Genomic DNA, 22,384 nt, shown 5'->3' with positions numbered 1-22,384 from the left:
ACGTCCCGCGACGCGTGCCTCGGCCAACGGTCCTAGGACCAATGGTCATGGCGGTACGGGCAAGCCCCGGGCGAGAATTCGGTCATGGAAGAGCCCTGGCCGACCGCCGCCCACCTCCGCCGCATCGGAGCCGCCCGCCCCGCCCGTCCCGGTGCCGAGGCTCTGCGAAACCTGCATCTCCGGCACTTGCGTACCGTCCCCTTCGAGAACCTCTCGATCCACCTCGGCGAGGACATCGTGCTTGCCGACAAGCCGCTGTTCGACAAGGTGGTGACGGGCCGTCGCGGCGGGTTCTGCTACGAACTGAACGGCGCCTTCGCCGCGTTGCTCAGTGACCTCGGCTTCCGTGTGACCTTGCTCCAGGCCCGCGTCTTCGGTGCCGACGGCAGCCTCGGCATTCCGTACGACCATCTCGCGCTCCGGGTGGAGAGCGGCGAGACCGGTGACGCAGGGGCTTGGCTCGCCGACGTCGGGTTCGGCGATCACAGCCACTTCCCCCTCGCCCTCGACGAGCGCGGCGACCAGCAGGACCCCGGCGGGACGTTCCGGATCGTCGACGGGCCCGACGGCGACCTCGACGTACTGCGGGACGGCAAGCCGCAGTACCGCCTCGACCCGCGCCCGCGCGCCCTCTCCGACTTCGAGGCCGCCGCCTGGTGGCACCGGACCTCGCCCGCCTCGCACTTCACGCGGTCCCTCGTCTGCTCCCGTCTCACCGAAGACGGCCGCGGCCGGATCACCCTCAGTGGCCGCAAGCTCGTGACCACGGTGGACGGCGAGCGCAGTGAACAGCCTCTGGCCACCGACCACGAGGTCCTCGCCGCCTACCGCGATTACTTCGGGATCACCCTCGACCGCGTACCTGTGCTGCGAGGAACCGGAAGTCGAGGAACCGGAAATCGAGGAAGCTGAAGTTTCTGAGTGCGGGGGTTCGGCCGTTCAGGTGGCCGGGCCCTCCAGCCAGCCCTCGTACTCCGCTGCGAACGCGTGCAGCGCCGCCGTGTCGAGACGCCCGTCCGGGTCCTCCACCACGACCAGCCACTGCGCGTCCTCGGCATCGTCCTCGCCGGCCAGCGCGTCCCGTATCAGCTGGGGCTCCTCAACGATCCCGAAGCGCTCGCCGAGCTCCAGGGCCACCGCCTCGGCGGCGTCCCGGTCGGGCAGTACCAACACGTGTCTCACATCGCTCACCTGCCCATTCTCCAACAGGTTCGGGACTGTCGGTGGCCCATGGGATGCTGGAACGCGATGGCCACCAGGAAGAATTCAACCGACGACCCGCTCGCCCCCGTCACCCTCGCCGTGGGGCAGGAGGACCTGCTGCTCGACCGCGCCGTGCAGCAGGTGGTGGCGGCTGCCCGCGCCTCCGACGCCGACACCGATGTGCGCGACCTGACGTCCGACCAGCTCCAGCCCGGCACTCTCGCCGAGCTGACCAGCCCCTCGCTCTTCGCCGAGCGCAAGGTCGTCGTCGTGCGGAACGCACAGGACCTCTCCGCCGACACGATCAAGGACGTCAAGTCCTACCTCGACGCCCCCGCCGAGGAGATCACGCTCGTCCTGCTGCACGCCGGGGGCGCCAAGGGCAAGGGCCTGCTGGACGCCGCCCGCAAGGCCGGGGCCCGCGAGGTCGCCTGCCCAAAGACCACCAAGCCCGCCGAGCGCCTGTCGTTCGTACGGTCGGAATTCCGCGCCCTCGGCCGCTCCGCGACCCCCGAGGCGGGCCAGGCCCTGGTCGACTCCATCGGCAGTGACCTGCGCGAGCTGGCCAGCGCCGTCGCGCAGCTCGTCGCCGACGTCGAAGGGACGATCGACGAGGCCGTCGTCCGGCGGTACTACACGGGCCGCGCCGAAGCCTCCAGCTTTACGGTCGCCGACCGCGCGGTGGAGGGCCGGGCGGCCGAGGCGCTCGAAGCCCTGCGCTGGTCGCTGTCCACCGGCGTGGCACCCGTCCTGATCACGAGCGCCCTCGCCCAGGGCGTACGGGCCATCGGCAAGCTGTCCTCGGCCCGTGGCGGCCGCCCCGCCGACCTCGCGCGTGAGCTCGGCATGCCGCCGTGGAAGATCGACCGCGTACGACAGCAGATGCGCGGCTGGACACCGGACGGGGTGGCCGTGGCCCTGCGGGCCGTCGCCGAGGCCGACGCCGGCGTCAAGGGCGGCGGCGACGACCCGGAGTACGCACTGGAGAAGGCCGTGGTCGCGGTCGCCCGCGCCGCCCGTAACCGGTAAGCCGCTCGTAACCGGTAAGCGGGCAGCACAAAGGCCCCGGTCACCGTCCTGGGGAAGGGCGGAAGACCGGGGCCTTTGCGTGAAGCCTGTGAAAGCTGCTCTGTGCGCCGCACCCGCGTGGCGAACGCAGGCCGCGTGCGGCGCGAGGTGCCGGTCGGGAGCGGATGAGAGGGCCCGCTTGGTCCTTACCGGCGATCAGTCAAGAGAATGCTCAGCCCTGCAGGGAGGCAACCTTGTGAGCCAGCGCCGACTTCTTGTTGGCGGCAGCGTTCTTGTGGATGACACCCTTGGAGACTGCCTTGTCGAGCTTCTGCGAAGCCTCGCGGACGGCCACAGTGGCCTTCTCGAGGTCACCCGCAGTGACAGCCTCGCGGGCCTTGCGGATCGAGGTCTTGAGCGCAGACTTGACGGCCTTGTTGCGCAGGCGCGCCTTCTCGTTCGTCTTGTTGCGCTTGATCTGGGACTTGATGTTCGCCACGAAAGAGCCTTTACAGGTTCGTTGGATCTTCGATGAGTGCATCGCTGCTTAGAGGGCTACGAGACACAGCTGCTCAGAGTACCAGCGGCCCACCAGGCGGCCCAAACCGAGCACCGCCCCCCGTCCGTGGGACCATGGAACCTACGTATCGATCCATCATCGCCCCGAGACGAGACCCTGCGTGCCCGCGACTCCTACCAACGTGCCCGAGCCGAGCCGTACCGACCCGGCGCTGATCCGCAATTTCTGCATCATCGCGCACATCGACCACGGCAAGTCCACGCTTGCCGACCGGATGCTCCAGCTGACCGGTGTGGTCGACCAGCGGCAGATGCGCGCCCAGTACCTCGACCGTATGGACATCGAGCGCGAGCGCGGCATCACGATCAAGTCCCAGGCGGTACGTCTGCCCTGGGCGCCCACCGAGGGCCCGGACGTGGCGAAGACCCACATCCTGAACATGATCGACACCCCTGGCCACGTGGACTTCACGTACGAGGTCTCGCGTTCGCTCGCCGCCTGCGAAGGCACGGTCCTCCTGGTCGACGCCGCGCAGGGCATCGAGGCGCAGACCCTGGCCAACCTGTACCTGGCGATGGAGAACAACCTCACGATCGTTCCCGTCCTCAACAAGATCGACCTGCCGGCCGCCCAGCCGGAGAAGTTCTCCGAGGAGCTGGCGAACCTCATCGGCTGCCAGCCCGAGGACGTACTCAAGGTCTCGGCGAAGACCGGCCTCGGCGTGGACGCGCTCCTCGACCGGGTCGTCAAGGACGTACCGGCTCCGGTCGGGAACGCCGACGCCCCCGCCCGCGCGATGATCTTCGACTCGGTCTACGACTCGTACCGCGGTGTCGTCACCTACGTACGTGTCATCGACGGAGGGCTCAACAAGCGCGAGCGCATCCGGATGATGTCCACCAACGCGACCCACGAGCTCCTCGAGATCGGCGTCTCCTCTCCCGAGATGACGCCCTCCGACGGCATCGGCGTCGGTGAGGTCGGCTACATCATCACCGGCGTGAAGGACGTCCGGCAGTCCAAGGTCGGTGACACGATCACCTCCCTGCACAAGGGCGCCACCGAAGCCCTCGGCGGTTACAAGGACCCGAAGCCGATGGTCTTCTCCGGTCTGTATCCGCTGGACGGCTCCGAGTACCCCGACCTGCGCGAGGCCCTCGACAAGCTCCAGCTCAACGACGCCGCCCTCGTGTACGAGCCGGAGACCTCCGCCGCGCTGGGCTTCGGCTTCCGCGTCGGCTTCCTCGGCCTTCTGCACCTCGACGTGATCCGCGAGCGCCTGGAGCGCGAGTTCGGGCTCGACCTGATCGCCACCGCGCCCAACGTGGTGTACCGCGTCGTCATGGAGGACCGCAGCGAGCACACGGTCACCAACCCGAGCGAGTTCCCCGAGGGCAAGATCTCGGACGTGTACGAGCCGGTCGTACGGGCCACGATCCTCGCCCCCAGCGAGTTCATCGGCGCCATCATGGAGCTCTGTCAGACCCGCCGCGGCACGCTCCTTGGCATGGACTACCTCTCCGAGGACCGCGTCGAGATCCGCTACACCCTCCCCCTCGCGGAGATCGTCTTCGACTTCTTCGACCAGTTGAAGTCCAAGACGCGCGGTTACGCCTCCCTGGACTACGAGCCCACCGGTGAGCAGGCAGCATCCCTCGTCAAGGTCGACATCCTGCTGCACGGCGACCGGGTCGACGCCTTCTCCGCCGTCACGCACAAGGACGCGGCGTACGCGTACGGCGTACGGCTCGTCGCCAAGCTGCGCGAGCTCATCCCGCGACAGGCCTTCGAGATCCCCATCCAGGCGGCCATCGGCTCCCGGGTCATCGCCCGCGAGACGATCCGCGCCATCCGCAAGGACGTCCTCGCCAAGTGTTACGGCGGTGACATCTCCCGTAAGCGGAAGCTGCTGGAGAAGCAGAAGGAAGGCAAGAAGCGGATGAAGATGGTCGGCAGCGTGGAGGTCCCGCAGGAGGCCTTCATCGCGGTGCTGTCCAGCGACGAGTCCGGCGGCGGCAAGGGCAAGAAGTAGCCCCCAGGTTTGCGCCAAGATTTACGCAAAAGCGCCCTCCATACCCCGGACGGGCGCTTTTCGCGTATACGGACGCGGCGGTTCCGTTCCGTTATCAAGCCGCGTGCCGCAGCCTCTTACGCCCCGGCCCCCAGCGCTTTACTCTGACTCGGAGGTTACTCGCCAGTTAAATACCAGCCAGTCGTGCAGCAGCCGCAGGCCCGGAGGACGTCGTGAGCGACACACAGACCTTGATCGAGAACCGGCCACCCTCGGTGGCGAATCTTTTCATTGAGCGCGTGGCTGCCACGCCCGATGGCGAGGCCTATCGGTACCCCGTACCGGCCGCTTCGGGGCAGGGCCCCGACACCTGGAAGTCACTGAGCTGGGGCCAGGCCGCCGAGCGGGTCTACGCCATCGCCGCCGGGCTCATCGACCTCGGCGTCCAGCCCCAGGAGCGGATCGCCCTCGCCTCCAGCACCCGCGTCGAGTGGATCCTCGCCGACCTCGGCGTGATGTGCGCCGGCGCGGCCACGACGACGGTCTACCCGTCCACCAACGCCGAGGAGTCGGCGTACATTCTCGCCGACTCCGAGAGCCGGGTCCTGATCGCGGAGGACGCGGAGCAGCTCGCCAAGGCCCGCGAGCGGCGGGCCGACCTGCCGAACCTCACCCATGTCGTGGTCATCGATCCCGCGGGCGTCGAGCCTGCCGAGGACGACCCCGAAGGCTGGGTCCTCTCGCTCGCCGAACTGGAGGAGCGCGGGGCGGCGCACCTGGAGAAGCACCCGCAGGCCGTCAACGAGCGGGTGGACGCGATCAGAGCCGACCAGCTCGCGACGCTGATCTACACCTCGGGCACCACCGGGCGCCCCAAGGGCGTACGGCTGCCGCACGACTGCTGGTCGTACATGGCGAGGGCCACGGTGGGGACCGGCCTGATCACCTCGACGGACGTGCAGTACCTCTGGCTGCCGCTTGCGCACGTCTTCGGCAAGGTGCTGACCTCCGGGCAGATCGAGGCCGGGCACGTCACCGCCGTGGACGGCCGGGTCGACAAGATCATCGAGAACCTGCCGGTGGTCCAGCCGACGTACATGGCCGCCGTGCCGCGGATCTTCGAAAAGGTATACAACGGGGTCGCGGCCAAGGCACGGGCCGGCGGCGGCGCCAAGTACAAGATCTTCCAGTGGGCGGCGGAGGTCGCCCGCGAGTACGCCAAGGTCACGCAGGACAACTTCCGGCGTACGGGCAGGGCCTCCGCGCCCTTCGCCCTCTCCGCCAAGCACAAGGTCGCCGACACCCTCGTCTACGCCAAGATCCGCGAGGCCTTCGGCGGCCGCCTGCGGGCCTGCGTGTCGGGCTCGGCGGCCCTCGCGCCCGACATCGGCTTCTTCTTCTCCGGCGCCGGGATCCACATCCTGGAGGGTTACGGGCTCACCGAGTCCAGCGCCGCCTCCTTCGTGAACCCCGGCGAGGCCTACCGCACCGGCACGGTCGGCAAGCCGCTGCCCGGCACCGAGGTGCGCATCGCCGACGACGGCGAGATCCTGCTGCGCGGCCCCGGCATCATGGAGGGCTACCACGGGCTGCCCGAGAAGACCGCCGAAGTGCTGGAGTCGGACGGCTGGCTGCACACCGGGGACATCGGCGAGCTGTCCGCGGACGGCTACCTGAGGATCACCGACCGCAAGAAGGACCTGATCAAGACGTCGGGCGGCAAGTACATCGCACCGGCCGAGGTCGAGGGCCAGTTCAAGGCGGTGTGCCCGTTCGTCTCCAACATCCTGGTGCACGGCGCCGACCGGAACTTCTGCACCGCCCTGATCGCACTCGACGAGCCGACGATCCTCGGCTGGGCCAAGGACAACGGCCTGGAGGGCAAGTCGTACGCCGAAGTGGTGTCCGCCAAGCAGACCGAGCAGCTCATCGAGGGCTATGTGAAGCGGCTCAACGAGGGGCTGCAGCGCTGGCAGACCATCAAGAAGTTCCGGCTGCTGCCGCGTGACCTGGACATCGAGCACGGCGAGCTGACGCCCAGCCTCAAGCTCAAGAGGCCGGTCGTCGAGCGCGAGTACAAGAACCTGATCGAGGAGATGTACGCGGGTTCGCGCGAGAACTGAGCGGGAACGAGCCGGAAGCAGCGGGCACCGGCGAGAACCGGCCGCATCCGGCCGGACACGCGGGAGTCGATGCGGGCGGGGTCACTGTGACCCCGCCCGCATCGCTCATTTACGGCCCATTTTGGTGACTCGGTGCTTATGGGCGAGACCAGTCTGTCACTCTGTCCGTGTCATCAGCGGCGTAAATGAGAGACCGGCCGGGAGCCGCACTGTGAGGTCCATTCCGAGGCAGCGGGAGAGTACTCACCGCTCGACGCACCTGCCCGACAGCCTGCCCGACCCACGGGCCGCGGCCTGCACCAGCCTGCCCGGCAACCCGCTCGCGGCCGCAGCCGCCCGGCGGTTCGTCCGGGCCGCCCTCGCCGACTGGACCGGGCTCGGACTGCCGCCCGCCGACGGCTTCACCGACCGCCTCGCGGACGACGCGGTGGTCCTCGTCAACGAACTGGTCACCAACGCCGTCGTCCACGCGGGCACCAATGTCGAGCTGGTGTGCCACCTGGAGGAGGCGCGGGACGACGACCCGGCGGCCCTGGTGCTCGAAGTCTCCGACCACCACCCGGCCCGCGTCGTACGGAACGAACCGGCGGGCTCGCTCACCCCCGGCGGCCACGAATTCGGCCGCGGCCTGCACCTCGTCGCCGCCCTCGCCGACTGCTGGGGCGTCACCTACCGCCCCGGCCTCAAGACCGTCTGGGCCCGGCTCTCCATCGAGGGCAGGCCGCCGGGAGCGCTGCCGGTGCCCGCCGAAGGAGCCGACCAGGCGCTCCAGCGCGGGCTGCGCGCCGCCGAGATCCTGGCGCCCGTACCGGGGCGGACGGCGCGGGAGTACGACAGCGACTGGATCAACCGCGGGGCGCTGTCCTTCCTCGCCGAGGCGTCCGACCTGCTCACCGGGCAGTTCGACGAGGACATGGTCGCCGCCCTCGCCGGACAGCTGCTGGTGCCCAGGCTCGCGGACTGGTGCGCGGTGTGGCTGGAGGAAGAGGGGGCCGCGCCCCGGCTCGCCCGCGTCTGGCACCAGCGGGAGAGCTGCATGGAGGAACTGCGCAGGCGCGTCGAGAAGGAGCCGCCCCGCCTGCTGGAGACCGCGCGCGGCGGCCCTGTCCCGGTGCCGTGGCCCGGCGGGGACGAGCCGGGCGGCGGCGACGGTGCGGCGGTCGCCTACCGGCTGATCGCGGGCGGGCGGGGACTCGGGACGCTGATGCTGGGGCGCTCCGGGCTGATGCGGATGCCCGACGAAGTGACCGGCCTGATCGAGGACTTCGTACGCCGCGTGGCTCTCGCCGTCGCCGCCGCCCGCCAGTACACCCGTCAGGCCACCATCAGCCGCGTCCTCCAGCGGGCGCTCCTGCCGGGACAGATGGCGGACATCCCGGGCGTCGCGAAGGCCCTGGTGTACGAGCCGCGGGGGCAGGGCGTCGCGGGCGGCGACTTCTACGACGTGTTCCCCGGCGCGAGCGGCAGCTGGTCCTTCACGCTCGGCGACGTACAGGGCAACGGGCCGGAGGCCGCGGTCGTCACCGGCCTCGTCAGGCCCTGGCTGCGGCTGCTCGCCCGCGAGGGCCGTGGGGTCGGCGTAGTCCTCGACCGGCTCAACCGGCTGCTCCTCGACGACGCGGTCGAGGCGGCGGAAGCCACGGCGAGGATGGCGGCGGCGGGCGCCGGGGGCGGGGCTGCGGGGGTGGCCGGAGCGGGGTCCGGGGCAGGAGTGGGGACCGGCACGGGGACAGGTGCGGTGCTGGAGGCCACTCAGCCGCGGTTCCTGTCGATCCTGTACGGCGAGTTGGTGCCGCTGGCCGAGGAGGAAGGCGGCGGTGTGCGCTGCACGCTGGCCTGCGCCGGGCATCCGCTGCCGCTCGTCCTGCGGCCCGACGGGAGCGTGCAGCCCGCCGCCGCCTCGCAGATGCTGCTCGGCGTCGTCGAGGACGTCACGTACGAGAGTCAGAGCTTCGTCCTGCGGACGGGCGACACCCTGCTGTGCGTCACCGACGGCGTGACCGAGCGGCGCTCCGGACGGCGCATGTTCGACGACGCGGACGGGCTTGCCTCGGCGCTCGGGCGGTGCGTCGGGCTCAGCGCACAGGGGGTCGCCGAGCGGATCATGCGCGAGGTGCACGATTTCTCGCCGGTGCCGCCCGACGACGACGTGGCGCTGCTGGTCCTCCAGGCGCTTTGACGGCGGCTGTGACAATAGGGGTATGCCTTCCGTACTGCCCGATGGTGAGCCCATGCCCGAAGACGGGGCGCTTCCGCCGCACGCCCTGACCGGTGCGGGGGAGCGACCGCTCGGCTTCTACCTGCACGTTCCGTACTGCGCGACGCGCTGCGGTTACTGCGACTTCAACACCTACACAGCGACCGAACTGCGTGGCTCGGGCGGTGCGCTGGCCTCGCGCGACAACTACGCCGACACGCTGGTGGAGGAGGTGCGGCTGGCCCGCAAGGTACTGGGCGACGACCCCCGTCCGGTACGGACCGTGTTCGTGGGCGGCGGTACGCCGACGCTGCTCGCTGCGGGCGATCTCGTACGGATGCTGGGGGCGATCCGGGACGAGTTCGGGCTGGCCGAGGACGCGGAGATCACCACGGAGGCGAATCCGGAGTCGGTCAATCCGGCGTATCTGGCGGAGCTGAGGGCCGGTGGCTTCAACCGGGTCTCGTTCGGGATGCAGAGCGCGAAGCAGCACGTCCTGAAGATTCTGGACCGTACGCATACGCCGGGCCGGCCGGAGGCGTGCGTCGCGGAGGCGCGGGCGGCTGGCTTCGAGTACGTGAATCTTGACCTGATCTACGGCACGCCGGGCGAGAGCGACGCGGACTGGCAGGCGTCGCTGGACGCGGCGATCGGGGCCGGTCCCGACCACGTCAGTGCGTACGCGCTGATCGTGGAGGAGGGGACGCAGCTGGCGCGGCGGATCCGGCGGGGCGAGGTGCCGATGACGGACGACGACGTACACGCCGATCGGTACCTGATGACGGAGTCCGCGCTGTCCGGGGCTGGTTTTGAGTGGTACGAGGTGTCGAACTGGGCCACCTCGGACGCTGCGCGGTGCCTGCACAACGAGCTGTACTGGCGCGGGGCGGACTGGTGGGGCGCGGGCCCTGGCGCCCACAGCCATGTGGGCGGGGTGCGGTGGTGGAACGTCAAGCACCCCGGTGCGTACGCGCAGGCGCTGGGGGAGGGGCGGTCGCCGGGCGCGGGGCGGGAGGTGCTCGCTGCGGAGGATCGGCGCGTGGAGCGCATCCTGCTGGAGCTGCGGCTCCGCGACGGCTGCCCGCTGTCCTTGCTGGCCCCTGCGGGGCGGGGCGCGGCGGAGCGCGCGGTAAGGGACGGGCTCATGGCGAGTGCTCCTTACGCGGCGGGGCGGGCGGTGCTGACGCTGCGGGGGCGGCTGTTGGCGGATGCGGTGGTTCGGGACCTGGTGGATTGAGGCCGAGTGGCTGAGGGGTGCGGGGCGCTGTGCCGTGCGGGTTGCCTGCGGCGCAGTTCCCCTACCCTTCCCCAAGCTCTCAACTTCGTTCGAGCAGGGGAGACCCCATTCTTCCCGAAACTGGGGGCAAGCCCCCAGACCCCCGGACGCCCTTCGGGCATGTCCTGGGGCGGAGCCACCACGCGGCGGCAGCCGCAAAGTGTCACAGCGGCAAGGGGCGGGGTGGGGGAAGAGACTGCCCTGGCCCCAGGGTCAGGTGCCGGGGGCCGTTACGAAGTCGATCAGCTCTTCCACTCGGCCCAGCAGCGCCGGCTCCACGTCCTTGTACGAGCGGACCCGCGACAGGATCCGCTGCCACGCCGCCCCCGTGTTCTCCGGCCAGCCCAGCGCCCGGCACACCCCCGTCTTCCAGTCCTCGCCGTGCGGGACCTTCGGCCACCCGGGGATTCCCACCGACGACGGTTTCACCGCCTCCCAGACGTCGATATAGGGGTGGCCGACCACCAGGACGTCCGCGCCCGTCACCTGTGCCGCGATGCGGGACTCCTTCGAGCCCGGGACCAGGTGGTCGACCAGGATGCCCAGGCGGGCCTCCGCGGCCGGGGCGAAGTCCGCGACGATCGCGGGGAGGTCGTCGATGCCCTCCAGGTACTCGACGACCACGCCCTCGATGCGGAGGTCGTCGCCCCAGACGCGCTCCACCAGCTCCGCGTCGTGGCGCCCTTCGACGTAGATGCGGCCGGCGCGCGCGACCCTCGCCCTCGCCCCCGGTACGGCGAGCGAGCCCGACGCCGTGCGCGTCGCGGTCCGCGCGGGGGGCGCAGTGGGGCGTACCAGCGTGACGACCCTGCCCTCCAGCAGGAAGCCGCGCGGGGTCAGCAGGAACACCCGGTGCTTGCCGAAGCGGTCCTCCAGGGTCACCGTCCCCGCCTCGCAGCGGATCACCGCACCGCAGAAGCCTGTCGTGACCTCCTCCACGACCAGATCCGGTTCGGCGGGGACCTCAGGAGCGGCGGCGGTCTTCTTCCAGGGGGGCGTCAGATCGGGCCCGTACTGTCTGCTGCGCATTCGGCCGACGATAGTGCCGACGACAGTCCCGTACCGTCCGTCTCACCGTCCGTCTCACGAGACGCCGAAGCGCGCCGCCAACTCGTCCCGCTGCGCGCGGACATACGCCGCGTCCACCACCGCCCCGTGCCCCGGTACGTACACCGCGTCCTCGCCGCCCAGCGACAGCAGGCGGTCCAGTGCCCCCGGCCAGCTCGACGGGTGCGCGTCCGGGCCCGCCTGCGGGGTGCCCGACTCCTCCACCAGGTCGCCGCAGAAGACGACCTCGGGGGTGCCCGGCACCAGGACCACCAGGTCGTGGCCGCTGTGGCCGGGGCCGACGTTCGCCAACAGCACCTGGCGGCCGCCGCCGAGGTCCAGCGTCCACTCGCCGGAGACCTTGTGGTGCGGCACGACCAGTACGTCCACGGCCTCCGCGGCCGCCACCCGGTCGACGCCGTGCCGCATCGCGTCGTGCCGCAGCTCGTCCCGGCTCCGCCTCAGCACCTCGTCGACACCGACCGCCCCGTACACCTCGGTCCCCGCGAACGCCGCCGTCCCCAGCACATGATCGAAGTGGGGGTGGGTGAGGGCGATATGCGTCACTCTCCGGCCCAGCAGCCGCTCTGCCTCACCGCGCAGTTCCGCGCCCTCGCGAAGCGTCGAACCCGTGTCGATCAGAAGGGCTCCGCCGGACCCGGCGACGAGGCCGGTCGTCGCGTCCCACACGGGCAAACGCCGCCGGCCGACCCCCGGGGCGAGCCGCTCCCAGCCTGCCTCTTCCCAACTGACGTCCATACCGCGACGCTAGACCCAACCCAGGGCCCCTCGCCCGCTGAACAGCGCCGTCGCGCCATAACGTGACCGGCCGCCCTTGCTAGGGGCCCACCTCCCCGCCGTACACTGGGCCGGGGGTTTGCTGGCACTCCCACGAGGCGAGTGCCAAAGCCGGCACCGACGAACAACAGCTGGAGGTGTGCGCGATGCTCAGCGAACGCAGACTCGAGGTGCTTCGCGCCATCGTCCAGGACTACGTGGGCACCGAGGAGCCCGTCGGCTCCAAGGCGCTCACAGAGCGGCACAAGCTCGGCGTCTCCCCGGCCACCGTCCGCAACGACATGGCGGCCCTGGAGGACGAAGGCTTCATCGCCCAGCCGCATACGAGCGCCGGGCGCATCCCGACGGACAAGGGCTACCGCCTGTTCGTCGACAGGCTCGCGGGCGTCAAGCCCCTGTCGTCGCCCGAGCGCCGCCCCATCCAGAACTTCATGGACGGAGCGGTCGACCTCGACGACGTCGTGGCCCGTACGGTCCGGCTGCTCGCGCAGCTGACCCGGCAGGTCGCCGTCGTGCAGTACCCGTCGCTCACGCGGTCGACGGTGCGGCACGTGGAGCTGCTTTCGCTCGCTCCTGCCCGGGTGATGCTCGTACTCATCACGGACACCGGCCGGGTCGAGCAGCGCATGATCGACTGCCCGGCGCCGTTCGGCGAGACGTCCCTCGCGGACCTTCGGGCGCGGCTCAACAGCCGGGTCGTGGGCCGCCGCTTCGCGGACGTACCGCAACTGGTGCAGGACCTCCCCGAATCCTTCGAGACGGAGGACAGGGCAACCGTCACGACGGTGCTCGCCTCCCTCATGGAGACCCTGGTCGAGGAGACCGAGGAGCGGCTGATGATCGGCGGCACCGCCAATCTCACTCGCTTCGGGCATGATTTTCCCCTCACCATCCGGCCGGTGCTGGAGGCGCTGGAGGAGCAGGTCGTGCTCCTCAAGCTGCTCGGTGAGGCCAAGGACTCGGGCATGACCGTACGAATCGGGCACGAGAACGCCCATGAAGGGCTGAGCTCCACGTCCGTCGTCGCAGTCGGCTACGGTTCGGGCGACGAAGCAGTCGCGAAACTCGGCGTGGTCGGACCGACCCGCATGGACTACCCCGGAACGATGGGAGCGGTACGCGCAGTGGCACGTTACGTCGGACAGATCCTGGCGGAGTCGTAAGTGGCCACGGACTACTACGCCGTACTCGGCGTGCGCCGCGACGCTTCTCAGGACGAGATCAAGAAGGCATTCCGGCGGTTGGCGCGTGAGCTCCACCCGGACGTGAATCCCGATCCCAAGACGCAAGAGCGCTTCAAGGAGATCAACGCCGCGTACGAGGTGTTGTCGGACCCGCAGAAGAAGCAGGTCTACGACCTCGGCGGCGACCCCCTCTCGCAGGCGGGCGCCGGAGCCGGCGGCTTCGGCCAGGGCGGCTTCGGGAACTTCTCGGACATCATGGACGCCTTCTTCGGTACGGCGTCCCAGCGTGGGCCGAGGTCGCGTACGCGGCGCGGCCAGGACGCGATGATCCGGCTGGAGATCGACCTCAACGAGGCGGCCTTCGGCACGACGAAGGACATCCAGGTCGACACCGCTGTGGTGTGTACGACCTGTTCCGGTGAGGGCGCGGCGCCGGGTACCTCGGCCCAGACCTGCGACATGTGCCGCGGTCGCGGCGAGGTCTCGCAGGTCACCCGGTCCTTCCTGGGCCAGGTCATGACCTCGCGGCCCTGCCCCCAGTGCCAGGGCTTCGGCACGGTCGTGCCGACCCCGTGCCCGGAGTGCGCCGGCGACGGCCGCGTACGGTCGCGTCGCACGCTCACGGTCAAGATCCCCGCCGGTGTCGACAACGGCACACGGATCCAGCTCGCGGGCGAGGGCGAGGTCGGCCCGGGCGGCGGCCCCGCCGGTGACCTGTACGTCGAGATCCACGAGCTGCCGCACGCGGTGTTCCAGCGGCGCGGCGACGATCTGCACTGCACAGTGACGATCCCCATGACGGCGGCGGCGCTGGGCACGAAATGCCCGCTGGAGACGCTCGACGGGGTGGAGGAGATCGACGTACGACCGGGCACGCAGTCCGGCCAGTCGATCCCGCTGCACGGGCGCGGCATCACGCACCTGCGGGGCGGCGGCCGCGGCGACCTGATCGTGCACGTCGAGGTGCTGACCCCGTCGAAGATGGACCCGCAGCAGGAGGACCTGCTGCGCCAGCTCGCGAAGCTGCGCGGGGAGGAACGGCCCACGGGTCAGTTCCAGCCGGGACAGCAGGGTCTGTTCTCGCGCCTGAAGGACGCCTTCAACGGGCGCTGAGCCCGCCGCCCTCCCGTGCGGAAGGCTGGATTCGGCGCAGTGCGGAGGGCATGAAACTATGCGTTCATGTCCTCCGCACTGACCGATCTCTGCCGTTATCCGATCGTGCAGGCCCCCATGGCGGGCGGTGCCTCCTGTCCGCAGCTCGTTGCCGCCGTCTCCGAGGCCGGTGGTCTCGGCTTTCTTGCCGCCGGGTACAAAACCGCGGACGGCATGTACGAGGAGATCAAGCAGCTGCGGGGGCTGACGAGCCGTCCCTTCGGCGTCAATCTCTTCATGCCGCAGCCCGGCAACGCCGACCCCGCCTCCATCGAGGTCTACCGGCACCAGCTCGCCGGCGAGGCCGACTGGTACCAGACTCCCCTCGGTGAGCCGGACAACGGCGCCGACGACGGCTACGAGGCCAAGCTGGCCATCCTCATCGACGACCCCGTCCCCGTCGTCTCCTTCACCTTCGGCTGCCCCACTCGCTCCGTCCTGGACGCCTTCGCGAAAGCCGGCACTGTCACGATCGTGACGGTCACCTCGCCCGAGGAGGCCCAGGCCGCGCAGTGGAGCGGCGCCGACGCCGTGTGCGTACAGGGCATCGAGGCGGGCGGCCACCAGGGCACGCACCGCGACGACCCCAAGAGCGACGGCAGCGGCATCGGCCTGCTGGCCCTCGTCACGCAGGTCCGCGAGACCGTACAGCTGCCGATCGTCGCGGCGGGCGGCCTGATGCGCGGCGCGCAGATCGCGGCGGTACTGGCGCTGGGCGCCGAGGCGGCGCAGCTCGGTACGTCGTTCCTGGTCTGTCCCGAGTCGGGCGCGAACGCACTGCACAAGCAGGCCATGACGAACCCGCTGTTCGTACGTACGGAGCTCACCCGGGCCTTCTCCGGCCGCCCCGCCCGAGGCCTCGTCAACCGCTTCATGCGCGAGCACGGCCCGTATGCCCCCGCCGCCTACCCCCAGGTGCACCACATCACCGCCGGCCTGCGCAAGGCCGCCGCCAAGTCGGGCGACGCGCAGGGCATGGCGCTGTGGGCGGGCCAGGGGCACCGGCTGGCGCGCGAGATGCCCGCCGGGCAGCTGGTCGAGGTCCTGGCCGCCGAAATCGACGCCGCGCGGGCCACGCTGGCACTGGGAGCAGGATCATGACGGCGCCGGTTTTCATGGTCGACAAGCTGGCGGCCGGGCCGGGGGGACGGTTCGTGCTGGACGGCCCGGAGGGGCGGCACGCCGTATCCGTGAAGCGGCTGCACGCGGGCGAGGCCGTCGTGCTGACGGACGGTCTCGGGCGCTGGGCGGACTGTGTCGTACGGGAGACGGAGGGCAAGGACCGCCTGGTGGTCCAGATGGACGCAATCTCCGAGGAGCCCGAACCCACCCCCCGTATCACCGTCGTCCAGGCCCTCCCGAAGGGCGACAGGGGCGAAGTCGCCGTCGAGACCATGACGGAGACCGGCGTCGACGCGATCGTGCCGTGGCAGGCGTCGCGCTGCATCACGCAGTGGCGGGGCGACCGGGGCCTCAAGTCGCTCGCCAAGTGGCGTGCGACGGCGCGCGAGGCGGGCAAGCAGTCGCGCCGGGTGCGGTTTCCGGAGGTCGCGGACGCGATGAGCACGAAGCAGGTTGGCGCACTTCTCGCCACTGCGGATTTCGCGGCCGTGCTTCATGAGGACCGGGACTGCGACAGCGGGGCGCTGGCCACTGTGCCGCTGCCCGCAGAGGGGTCGATCGTGCTGGTCGTCGGGCCCGAAGGAGGCGTGTCTCCGGAGGAGTTGGCGGTGTTCGCGGAGGCGGGGGCGAGGCCGTACCGGCTGGGGAGCACGGTGCTGCGTACGTCGACTGCGGGGACGGCGGCGGCGGCGCTGCTGCTGGGGCGCACGGGCCGCTGGTCCTGACCTCTTTACGGCAGCTTCGGCCCGTGGGGTTCCTGCACCCCAACGTGGCCGCAAGTCGTCTGTTCCGGCCCGGGGCCCGGTGGCAGGCTGCCGCCCATGCAGGCACTGACGCGACTCCGGAACCGGCGCACCCTCGCAGCACTCGGCATCGCCGCTGCGTCAGCCGTCGGCGTCTCGGCCTGCGAACCAGGAGCCGACGGGCTGAGTTCGGTGGCCGTGGCCATGACCACCGACCAGACCGGCACGCGTGCCCTGGAGCGCGCCGGCGTCGACGTGCAGTGGATGAGCTGCACGTCGACGGTCGGTGAGGAGCGCGGCAAGGGCACAGCCAAGTCGACGCCCTCCGCTACCGACTTCGCGACCGTCACCTGCGAGGGCGAGACAAAGGACGGCAAGGACATCCGCATCGACGGGAAGGTGACCGACGAGCGGGACGGGCGGTGCGTGCGCGGTGACCTGACCGCCAAGGTGGCGGGCAGGACCGTCTTCCAGGCCGACGTCCTCGGCAACTGCAACGCCGCGTCGCCGACCACCAGCTCCCCGGACCGCCCGACCGTGACCGTCACCGTGACAACCACCGTCACCGCCGGTCCGCCCGGCAAGTGACCGACGGGCCGGTGGGCAGCGGGCGTTGGGCGCTTCTTGATCTCCTCTGCCCCGTGAACGGGGCAGAATCCCAGTCGGGCCAAAGTGCGGCCCGCTGGGTGGTTGACGCTTCACAGCCTGCCCAACGGCTAAGGCTCCACGTCCTGCAACCGCCGATCCGGCGGCCGTACTGCGGTTGGTGTCAGCTTGGTTATCGCTGATGCCAGGGCAGATCATAGTGCAAACTCGCCGCTTCGCGGCTCGGGTTCGAGGATGGCCTACACCCCCCGCCTGAAGGCAGGGGCACTGGCCAAGATCAGAGGTAGGCATGTCGCCATGCCCGACAAGTCCCCCTCCCACCCCCGACTTCGACTGGCAAGCAGCCGAGCAGGAGGTCGGCGGGATCGTGCCCCCGCGCTTCGTCGCAGCAGAAGGTGGCGACGGCGCCGGGCTCGAAGCGCCGCTCGCCGCCGACGGGCGGGGCGACCCCGGTGACGCCTCCGCCTGGGACATCGAAGCGCCGGGCGCCGTCCGGCTCGCCGACGTCGGCGGAATGCAGGACGTCAAGGACCGGCTCGAAGCCGCCTTCCTCGCCCCCATGCGCAACCCCGAGCTCCGCAAACTCTTCGGCAAGAGCCTGCGCGGCGGCCTGCTCCTGTACGGCCCGCCCGGCTGCGGCAAGACCTTCATCGCCCGCGCCGTCGCCGGTGAACTGGGCGCATCGTTCATGTCCGTCTCGCTCAGCGACGTACTCGACATGTACATCGGGCAGTCCGAGCAGAACGTCCACGACGTCTTCCAGACCGCCCGCCGCAAGGCCCCCTGCGTCGTCTTCCTCGACGAACTGGACGCGCTCGGCGCCAAGCGCAGCCGTTCCCACCACAGCGGACTGCGCAACGCCGTCAACCAGTTGCTCGTCGAACTCGACGGCGTGGACGGCCAGAACGAGGGCGTCTTCGTCCTCGCCGCCACCAACGTCCCCTGGGACGTGGACATCGCGCTGCGCCGCCCCGGACGCCTGGACCGCACCCTCCTCGTCCTGCCGCCCGACGAGCCCGCCCGTGAGGCCATCCTCCGCTACCACCTGCGCGAACGGCCCATCGAGTCGGTCGACTTGGGCAAGCTCGTCAAGGCGACCGACGGCTTCTCCGGCGCCGACCTCGCGCACGTCTGCGAGTCCGCGTCCGAGACCGCGCTGCTCGACTCGGCCCGCACCGGCACGGTCCGCATGATCGGCATGAAGGACCTGCTGAGCGCGGCCAAGCAGATCCGCCCCTCCACCGACCCCTGGTTCGCGTCGGCCCGCAATGTCGCCATGTTCGCCAACGACGGAGGTACGTACGACGACCTCCTCGCCTACTTGAAGAAGAAGCGAAAGCTGTGAGCATCTGGTTCGAGAGAGCGGCGATGCGACGCTCATGAATGCCGAAGCCACCCTTGAGCGGGCCGAAACGCTCTTCGACCTGGGCCGGTACGCCCCGTGCGCCGCCCTCCTCGGCCCGCACATCGCGAGCCACCCCGACAACGCCGAGGCGCTGAACCTCCTCGCCCGCTGCCTGCGCCGCCTCGGCGACAAGGCCGGTGCGCTGCAGGCCGTGGACGACGCGCTGCGCTGCGACCCGATGAGCCGGAGTTCCTGGATCGTACGGGCCGACACGCTCGCCGACTTCGGCGCGATGGCCGACGCGGAACGCTCCGCACGCGAGGCCATCAGGCTCGACCCGGGCCACTGGGGCGGCCACGCCACGCTGGCTTCCGTGCTGAGCCGGGCCAACAGCGGGCGCGGCACCCGGGGCGACAAGCGGCGCGGCAGGGAGGCGTACGACTGTGCCAGGCACGCCGTGTCGCTGGCGCCCGAAACGGGGTTCGCGCACTGCCTGGTCGGCATCACGGCCCACGAGCTGCGCCAGTACAAGATCGCGGAGGAGGCGTACCGTACGGCGCTGCGCCTCGACCCGGAGGACGCCACCGCCCGCCACAACCTGGCCCTGCTGGAGCTGAAGCACCGCTTCCGGCGGCGCGGCGCCTGGTCCAGGGCGGTCGAGGGCTTCGCCGAGGCGGCGACCCTGGACCTGGAGGACCGCGACGCGCGGTACAACCTGGAGGTCATGGCCTGGCGGACAGCGGCGAGCGCCCGCTGGATCGGGTCACTGGCCCTCGGCATCGCCCTGGTCACCCAGGCCGGCGGCCCCGACGGGATGGTCGTGGGCCTGCCGTTGTTCGTGGCGGTCTGGGCCGCCTGGGGCCTGTGGATACGCCGCCGCGTCCCCCAGCGGCTGCGCGCCCCGATGCTGCAACTCGCCCGCCGCTGCCCGCCCGTGATGACGATGGCGGGCGCCGTGGGGTGGCTGGGCACGGTGGGGCTGGTGCTCGCCGCGGTGCCGGGGCTGCCGGAGTGGTCGATGGGGGCGCTGGTCACTCCCACGATCTGGCTGATGTTCCTTGCGTACTGGATCAGCAGGTCGATGCTCAAGAGGCGCATGCCGTAGGACGGATAGCATGCGGCCATACTTGATCGGTACATCCTGATTCAGCCGCATCCCAGGAGGCCAGGACCATGACCACAACGGGACAACCGCAGGCGGACTGCCTGTTCTGCAAGATCGTCTCGGGGGAGGTGCCGGCGACCGTCGTCCGTGAGACGGAGACGACCGTCGCGTTCCGCGACATCAACCCCCAGGCTCCTACGCACGTCCTGGTCATCCCCAAGGTGCACCACAGGGACGCCGCCGCGCTCGCCGCCGCCGATCCGCAGATCGTCGCCGACCTGCTGGTCGAGGCGGGCAAGGTCGCCGCCGACGACAAGGTCGACGCCACCGGCTACCGCGTCGTCTTCAACACGGGTACGGGCGCCGGCCAGACGGTCTTCCACGCGCACGCCCACGTCCTCGGTGGCCGCGGCCTCAACTGGCCCCCCGGATAAGGTAATTCTGTGTCTGTACGAGAACTGGTGGTCCTCGGCACCGCCAGTCAGGTCCCCACCCGGCACCGCAATCACAACGGCTACCTCCTGCGCTGGGACGGCGAGGGCATCCTCTTCGATCCCGGCGAGGGCACCCAACGCCAGATGCTGCGTGCGGGTGTCGCCGCGCACGATCTGAACCGGATCTGCGTCACGCACTTCCACGGCGACCACTCGCTCGGCCTCGCCGGCGTGATCCAGCGCATCAACCTCGACCGGGTACCGCACCCCGTCGCCGCGCACTACCCGGCGAGCGGGCAGCGCTTCTTCGACCGCCTGCGGTACGCCACGGCCTACCGCGAGACGGTGCCGCTGGAGCAGGTGCCGGTCTCCACCGACGGTCCGGTGGCCATCGGGCCTTCGTACGTCCTGGAGGCGCGCAGGCTCTCGCACCCCGTCGAGTCGTACGGCTACCGCCTTGTCGAGCCGGACGGGCGCCGGATGCTGCCCCAGCTGCTCGCCGAGCACGGCATCAAGGGCCCGGACGTCGGCCGCATCCAGCGCGAGGGGGAGCTGGGCGGGGTCACGCTCGACCAGGTCAGCGAGGTGCGCCGGGGGCAGCGGTTCGCCTTCGTGATGGACACCCGGCTGTGTGACGGGGCGTTTGCTCTCGCCGAGGGGTGCGACATGCTCGTCATCGAGTCGACCTTCCTCGACGAGGACGAGCTGCTGGCACTCGACCACGGCCACCTGACGGCGGGTCAGGCGGCCCGAGTGGCGCGCGAGGCGGGCGTACGGCATCTCGTGCTGACCCACTTCTCGCAGCGCTACAACGACCCGGAAGTCTTCGAACGGCAGGCCCGCAGGGCCGGTTTCGACGGCGAACTGACCGTAGCAGCCGACCTGTTGCGGGTCCCCCTGCCCAAGCGCCACCTCTGAACGCAACACCCACATGGGCATCAGCCTCGCCGCGATGACCCAGGTCGCCGCCACCGTCCCCAACCTGGACCACTCCTGCGACAGCCACTACCCCTGGCAGACGGAGGACGTCATCACCCGGCGCCACACCTTCGAGGACGGCAGCCTGGAGGTCTCCGACGCCCCCGGCCTCGGCGTCGATCTGGACCGCGAGGCCCTGGACCGGCTGCACCGCCGCCGGCTCGACGAAGCGGCGTACGGCGCGATGCGCGACCGCGACGACGCCGCCGCGATGCGCCGGGCCGAGGGGTACGGGGACTGGACGGCGCCCGCGCTGCCCCGCTGGTGACACACGAAAAGCGACTGTCTGATTACCGCGAGCTCCCGTGGATGGGTATCGGGCACACTGGCTGAATCCGCACCACACCACGGGAGCGCACGGTGAGTACGTACGCAGCGAGCACCGACCATGGCAGACAGCGCGACGAGGCCGCGCACCTCGATCCTCTGGACGGTCTGCGCGCCCCCGACGACCCCTGCTGCGACGTCTTCCTGACCGGCACGGTCTTCCTCGACATCATCTTCACCGGCCTGGACAGCGCCCCGGTGCGCGGCACCGAGTCCTGGGCGCGCGGCATGGGATCCAGCCCCGGCGGCGTGGCCAACATGGCCACCGCACTGGCCCGTCTCGGCCTCCGTACGTCCCTGGCGGCGGCCTTCGGTGACGACCACTACGGCGAGTACTGCTGGGACGCCCTCGCCCAGGGCGAAGGCATCGACCTGAAGATGTCACGCACGGTCCCCGGCTGGCACTCGCCGGTCACCGTCTCCATGGCGTACGAGGGCGAGCGGACCATGGTCTCCCACGGCCACGAGGCCCCGCCGCCCGCCGAGCCCGGGCCCTTCCCCGACTGCCCGCCCCGCGCACGTGCCGCGATCGCCGCCCTCACCCCCGGCCGGACGGAGGAGTGGATCGCCTCCGCCGCCCGCCGGGGCGCCAAGATCTTCGCCGACGTGGGCTGGGACGAAACGGGCCGCTGGGAGCTGTCGGGCCTCGCCGACCTGGAGCACTGCGAGGCGTTCCTGCCCAACGCCGAGGAAGCGATGCGCTACACCCGCACCGACTGCCCGCGCGCCGCCGCCCGCGCCCTGGCTGAGAAGGTGCCGGTCGCCGTCGTGACGCTGGGCGCGGAGGGGGCGTACGCCGTGGACGGGGCGACCGGGGAGACGGCGGAGGTTCCCGCCATCGCCGTCAAGGCACTGGACCCGACCGGCGCCGGCGACGTCTTCGTCGCCGGATTCGTCACCGGTACGCTCGCGGGCTGGCCGCTCGCAGACCGGCTGGCCTTCGCCGGGCTGACCGCCGCCCTGTCGGTGCAGGAATTCGGCGGCTCCCTGTCGGCGCCCGGCTGGACCGAGGTCGCCGCCTGGTGGCAGCAGGTGCAGGCGTGCGACGGGCAGAACCCGGAGGCGCTGCGCAGGTACGCGTTCCTGGACGGGCTGCTGCCGACGGCCACCCGGGTGTGGCCGCTGCGCAGGGCGGTGCCGACGATCGGCTTCCGCAGGCCCGCTTAAGGGGGTGTCCGGCTGCAAAACCGCCTGCACGGCAGCCC

Annotated in this window: 19 protein-coding genes and 2 pseudogenes; 17 read left to right on the top strand and 4 right to left on the bottom strand. The window is 70.7% G+C overall.

Annotation, left to right across the window (positions count from 1 at the left end; translation table 11 throughout):
• Nucleotides 1-84: 84 nt before the first annotated feature.
• Nucleotides 85-912, top strand: a complete 828-nt coding sequence (locus PXH83_RS08180; protein WP_274558311.1) for an arylamine N-acetyltransferase family protein — start codon at nt 85-87, stop codon at nt 910-912.
• 27 nt (nt 913-939) lie between these two features.
• On the opposite strand, the gene PXH83_RS08175 is transcribed toward PXH83_RS08180, so the two are convergent.
• Entirely contained in the window at nt 940-1,191 is a 252-nt protein-coding gene (locus PXH83_RS08175; RefSeq protein ID WP_274558309.1) for a hypothetical protein, read from the bottom strand.
• 57 nt (nt 1,192-1,248) lie between these two features.
• On the opposite strand from PXH83_RS08175, the gene holA reads away from it, so the two are divergent.
• A complete protein-coding gene (gene holA, locus PXH83_RS08170; protein ID WP_274558307.1) occupies nt 1,249-2,232 on the top strand; it encodes a DNA polymerase III subunit delta in 984 nt (327 codons plus the stop codon).
• A 211-nt stretch (nt 2,233-2,443) separates the two neighbouring features.
• On the opposite strand, the gene rpsT is transcribed toward holA, so the two are convergent.
• Nucleotides 2,444-2,710: a 30S ribosomal protein S20 gene (gene rpsT, locus PXH83_RS08165; RefSeq protein ID WP_214917772.1), complete on the bottom strand. Its 267-nt coding sequence runs from the start codon at nt 2,708-2,710 to the stop codon at nt 2,444-2,446.
• A 181-nt stretch (nt 2,711-2,891) separates the two neighbouring features.
• On the opposite strand from rpsT, the gene lepA reads away from it, so the two are divergent.
• From lepA to hemW, 4 genes are all read left to right on the top strand, one after another.
• Nucleotides 2,892-4,763 (top strand): translation elongation factor 4, encoded by a 1,872-nt coding sequence (gene lepA, locus PXH83_RS08160; protein WP_214917769.1) that lies wholly within the window; start codon nt 2,892-2,894, stop codon nt 4,761-4,763.
• Nucleotides 4,764-4,975: 212 nt separating this feature from the next.
• On the top strand, nt 4,976-6,865 hold the full coding sequence (locus PXH83_RS08155; protein WP_274558301.1) for an AMP-dependent synthetase/ligase: 1,890 nt from the start codon (nt 4,976-4,978) through the stop codon (nt 6,863-6,865).
• Nucleotides 6,866-7,076: 211 nt separating this feature from the next.
• Nucleotides 7,077-9,044 (top strand): SpoIIE family protein phosphatase, encoded by a 1,968-nt coding sequence (locus PXH83_RS08150; RefSeq protein WP_420803129.1) that lies wholly within the window; start codon nt 7,077-7,079, stop codon nt 9,042-9,044.
• Nucleotides 9,045-9,066: 22 nt separating this feature from the next.
• The gene (gene hemW / locus PXH83_RS08145) at nt 9,067-10,299 is read left to right on the top strand and encodes a radical SAM family heme chaperone HemW (RefSeq protein ID WP_274558299.1); all 1,233 of its coding nucleotides are present in this window, start codon (nt 9,067-9,069) and stop codon (nt 10,297-10,299) included.
• A gap of 252 nt (nt 10,300-10,551) precedes the next feature.
• Here the strand turns inward: hemW and PXH83_RS08140 are convergent, their stop codons facing one another.
• Nucleotides 10,552-11,367, bottom strand: coding sequence for a DUF3097 domain-containing protein (locus PXH83_RS08140; RefSeq protein ID WP_274558298.1), 816 nt, complete (start codon nt 11,365-11,367; stop codon nt 10,552-10,554).
• Between the two features lie 54 nt (nt 11,368-11,421).
• Complete coding sequence (locus PXH83_RS08135; protein ID WP_274558295.1) at nt 11,422-12,144, bottom strand: MBL fold metallo-hydrolase; 723 nt, start codon at nt 12,142-12,144, stop codon at nt 11,422-11,424.
• A gap of 185 nt (nt 12,145-12,329) precedes the next feature.
• Here PXH83_RS08135 and hrcA point away from each other — a divergent pair, with 185 nt between their 5' ends.
• The 11 genes and pseudogenes from hrcA to PXH83_RS08080 all read left to right on the top strand — a co-directional run bounded on the left by hrcA (nt 12,330) and on the right by PXH83_RS08080 (nt 22,346).
• A complete protein-coding gene (gene hrcA / locus PXH83_RS08130; protein ID WP_274558293.1) occupies nt 12,330-13,346 on the top strand; it encodes a heat-inducible transcriptional repressor HrcA in 1,017 nt (338 codons plus the stop codon).
• Nucleotides 13,347-14,480: a molecular chaperone DnaJ gene (gene dnaJ, locus PXH83_RS08125; RefSeq protein WP_274558291.1), complete on the top strand. Its 1,134-nt coding sequence runs from the start codon at nt 13,347-13,349 to the stop codon at nt 14,478-14,480.
• A gap of 66 nt (nt 14,481-14,546) precedes the next feature.
• A complete protein-coding gene (locus tag PXH83_RS08120; protein ID WP_274558289.1) occupies nt 14,547-15,620 on the top strand; it encodes a nitronate monooxygenase in 1,074 nt (357 codons plus the stop codon).
• Entirely contained in the window at nt 15,617-16,366 is a 750-nt protein-coding gene (locus PXH83_RS08115; RefSeq protein WP_274558286.1) for a 16S rRNA (uracil(1498)-N(3))-methyltransferase, read from the top strand. The genes PXH83_RS08120 and PXH83_RS08115 overlap by 4 nt, the downstream gene beginning before the upstream one ends.
• 96 nt (nt 16,367-16,462) lie before the next feature.
• The gene (locus PXH83_RS08110; protein ID WP_274558284.1) at nt 16,463-16,972 is read left to right on the top strand and encodes a hypothetical protein; all 510 of its coding nucleotides are present in this window, start codon (nt 16,463-16,465) and stop codon (nt 16,970-16,972) included.
• A 325-nt stretch (nt 16,973-17,297) separates the two neighbouring features.
• Nucleotides 17,298-18,335 (top strand): annotated as a pseudogene (locus PXH83_RS08105) (ATP-binding protein); the annotation flags it as partial.
• A 34-nt stretch (nt 18,336-18,369) separates the two neighbouring features.
• Entirely contained in the window at nt 18,370-19,440 is a 1,071-nt protein-coding gene (locus tag PXH83_RS08100; protein ID WP_274558282.1) for a tetratricopeptide repeat protein, read from the top strand.
• A gap of 68 nt (nt 19,441-19,508) precedes the next feature.
• Nucleotides 19,509-19,874 carry a histidine triad nucleotide-binding protein gene (locus PXH83_RS08095; RefSeq protein ID WP_274558279.1) on the top strand — a complete coding sequence of 122 codons (366 nt, stop codon included), beginning with the start codon at nt 19,509-19,511 and terminating at the stop codon, nt 19,872-19,874.
• Between the two features lie 9 nt (nt 19,875-19,883).
• The gene (locus tag PXH83_RS08090; RefSeq protein WP_274558277.1) at nt 19,884-20,792 is read left to right on the top strand and encodes a ribonuclease Z; all 909 of its coding nucleotides are present in this window, start codon (nt 19,884-19,886) and stop codon (nt 20,790-20,792) included.
• 4 nt (nt 20,793-20,796) lie between these two features.
• Nucleotides 20,797-21,120 (top strand): annotated as a pseudogene (locus PXH83_RS08085) (enolase C-terminal domain-like protein); the annotation flags it as partial.
• 92 nt (nt 21,121-21,212) lie between these two features.
• A complete protein-coding gene (locus PXH83_RS08080) occupies nt 21,213-22,346 on the top strand; it encodes a carbohydrate kinase family protein (protein ID WP_274558275.1) in 1,134 nt (377 codons plus the stop codon).
• Nucleotides 22,347-22,384 lie beyond the last annotated feature (38 nt).

Origin of the sequence: Streptomyces spiramyceticus (assembly GCF_028807635.1) — a bacterium.
Taxonomy (GTDB): domain Bacteria; phylum Actinomycetota; class Actinomycetes; order Streptomycetales; family Streptomycetaceae; genus Streptomyces; species Streptomyces spiramyceticus.
This window is presented reverse-complemented; position numbering and strand designations above follow the sequence as displayed.

Excerpts from the sequence above, each read along its gene's own strand:
- PXH83_RS08180 (WP_274558311.1), top strand. The coding sequence starts at position 85 with ATGGAAGAGCCCTGGCCGACCGCCGCCCACCTCCGCCGCATCGGAGCC.
- holA (WP_274558307.1), top strand. The coding sequence starts at position 1,249 with ATGGCCACCAGGAAGAATTCAACCGACGACCCGCTCGCCCCCGTCACC.
- hemW (WP_274558299.1), top strand. The coding sequence starts at position 9,067 with ATGCCTTCCGTACTGCCCGATGGTGAGCCCATGCCCGAAGACGGGGCG.
- PXH83_RS08140 (WP_274558298.1), bottom strand. The coding sequence starts at position 11,367 with ATGCGCAGCAGACAGTACGGGCCCGATCTGACGCCCCCCTGGAAGAAG.
- PXH83_RS08135 (WP_274558295.1), bottom strand. The coding sequence starts at position 12,144 with ATGGACGTCAGTTGGGAAGAGGCAGGCTGGGAGCGGCTCGCCCCGGGG.
- hrcA (WP_274558293.1), top strand. The coding sequence starts at position 12,330 with ATGCTCAGCGAACGCAGACTCGAGGTGCTTCGCGCCATCGTCCAGGAC.
- PXH83_RS08120 (WP_274558289.1), top strand. The coding sequence starts at position 14,547 with ATGTCCTCCGCACTGACCGATCTCTGCCGTTATCCGATCGTGCAGGCC.
- PXH83_RS08115 (WP_274558286.1), top strand. The coding sequence starts at position 15,617 with ATGACGGCGCCGGTTTTCATGGTCGACAAGCTGGCGGCCGGGCCGGGG.
- PXH83_RS08110 (WP_274558284.1), top strand. The coding sequence starts at position 16,463 with ATGCAGGCACTGACGCGACTCCGGAACCGGCGCACCCTCGCAGCACTC.
- PXH83_RS08100 (WP_274558282.1), top strand. The coding sequence starts at position 18,370 with ATGAATGCCGAAGCCACCCTTGAGCGGGCCGAAACGCTCTTCGACCTG.
- PXH83_RS08095 (WP_274558279.1), top strand. The coding sequence starts at position 19,509 with ATGACCACAACGGGACAACCGCAGGCGGACTGCCTGTTCTGCAAGATC.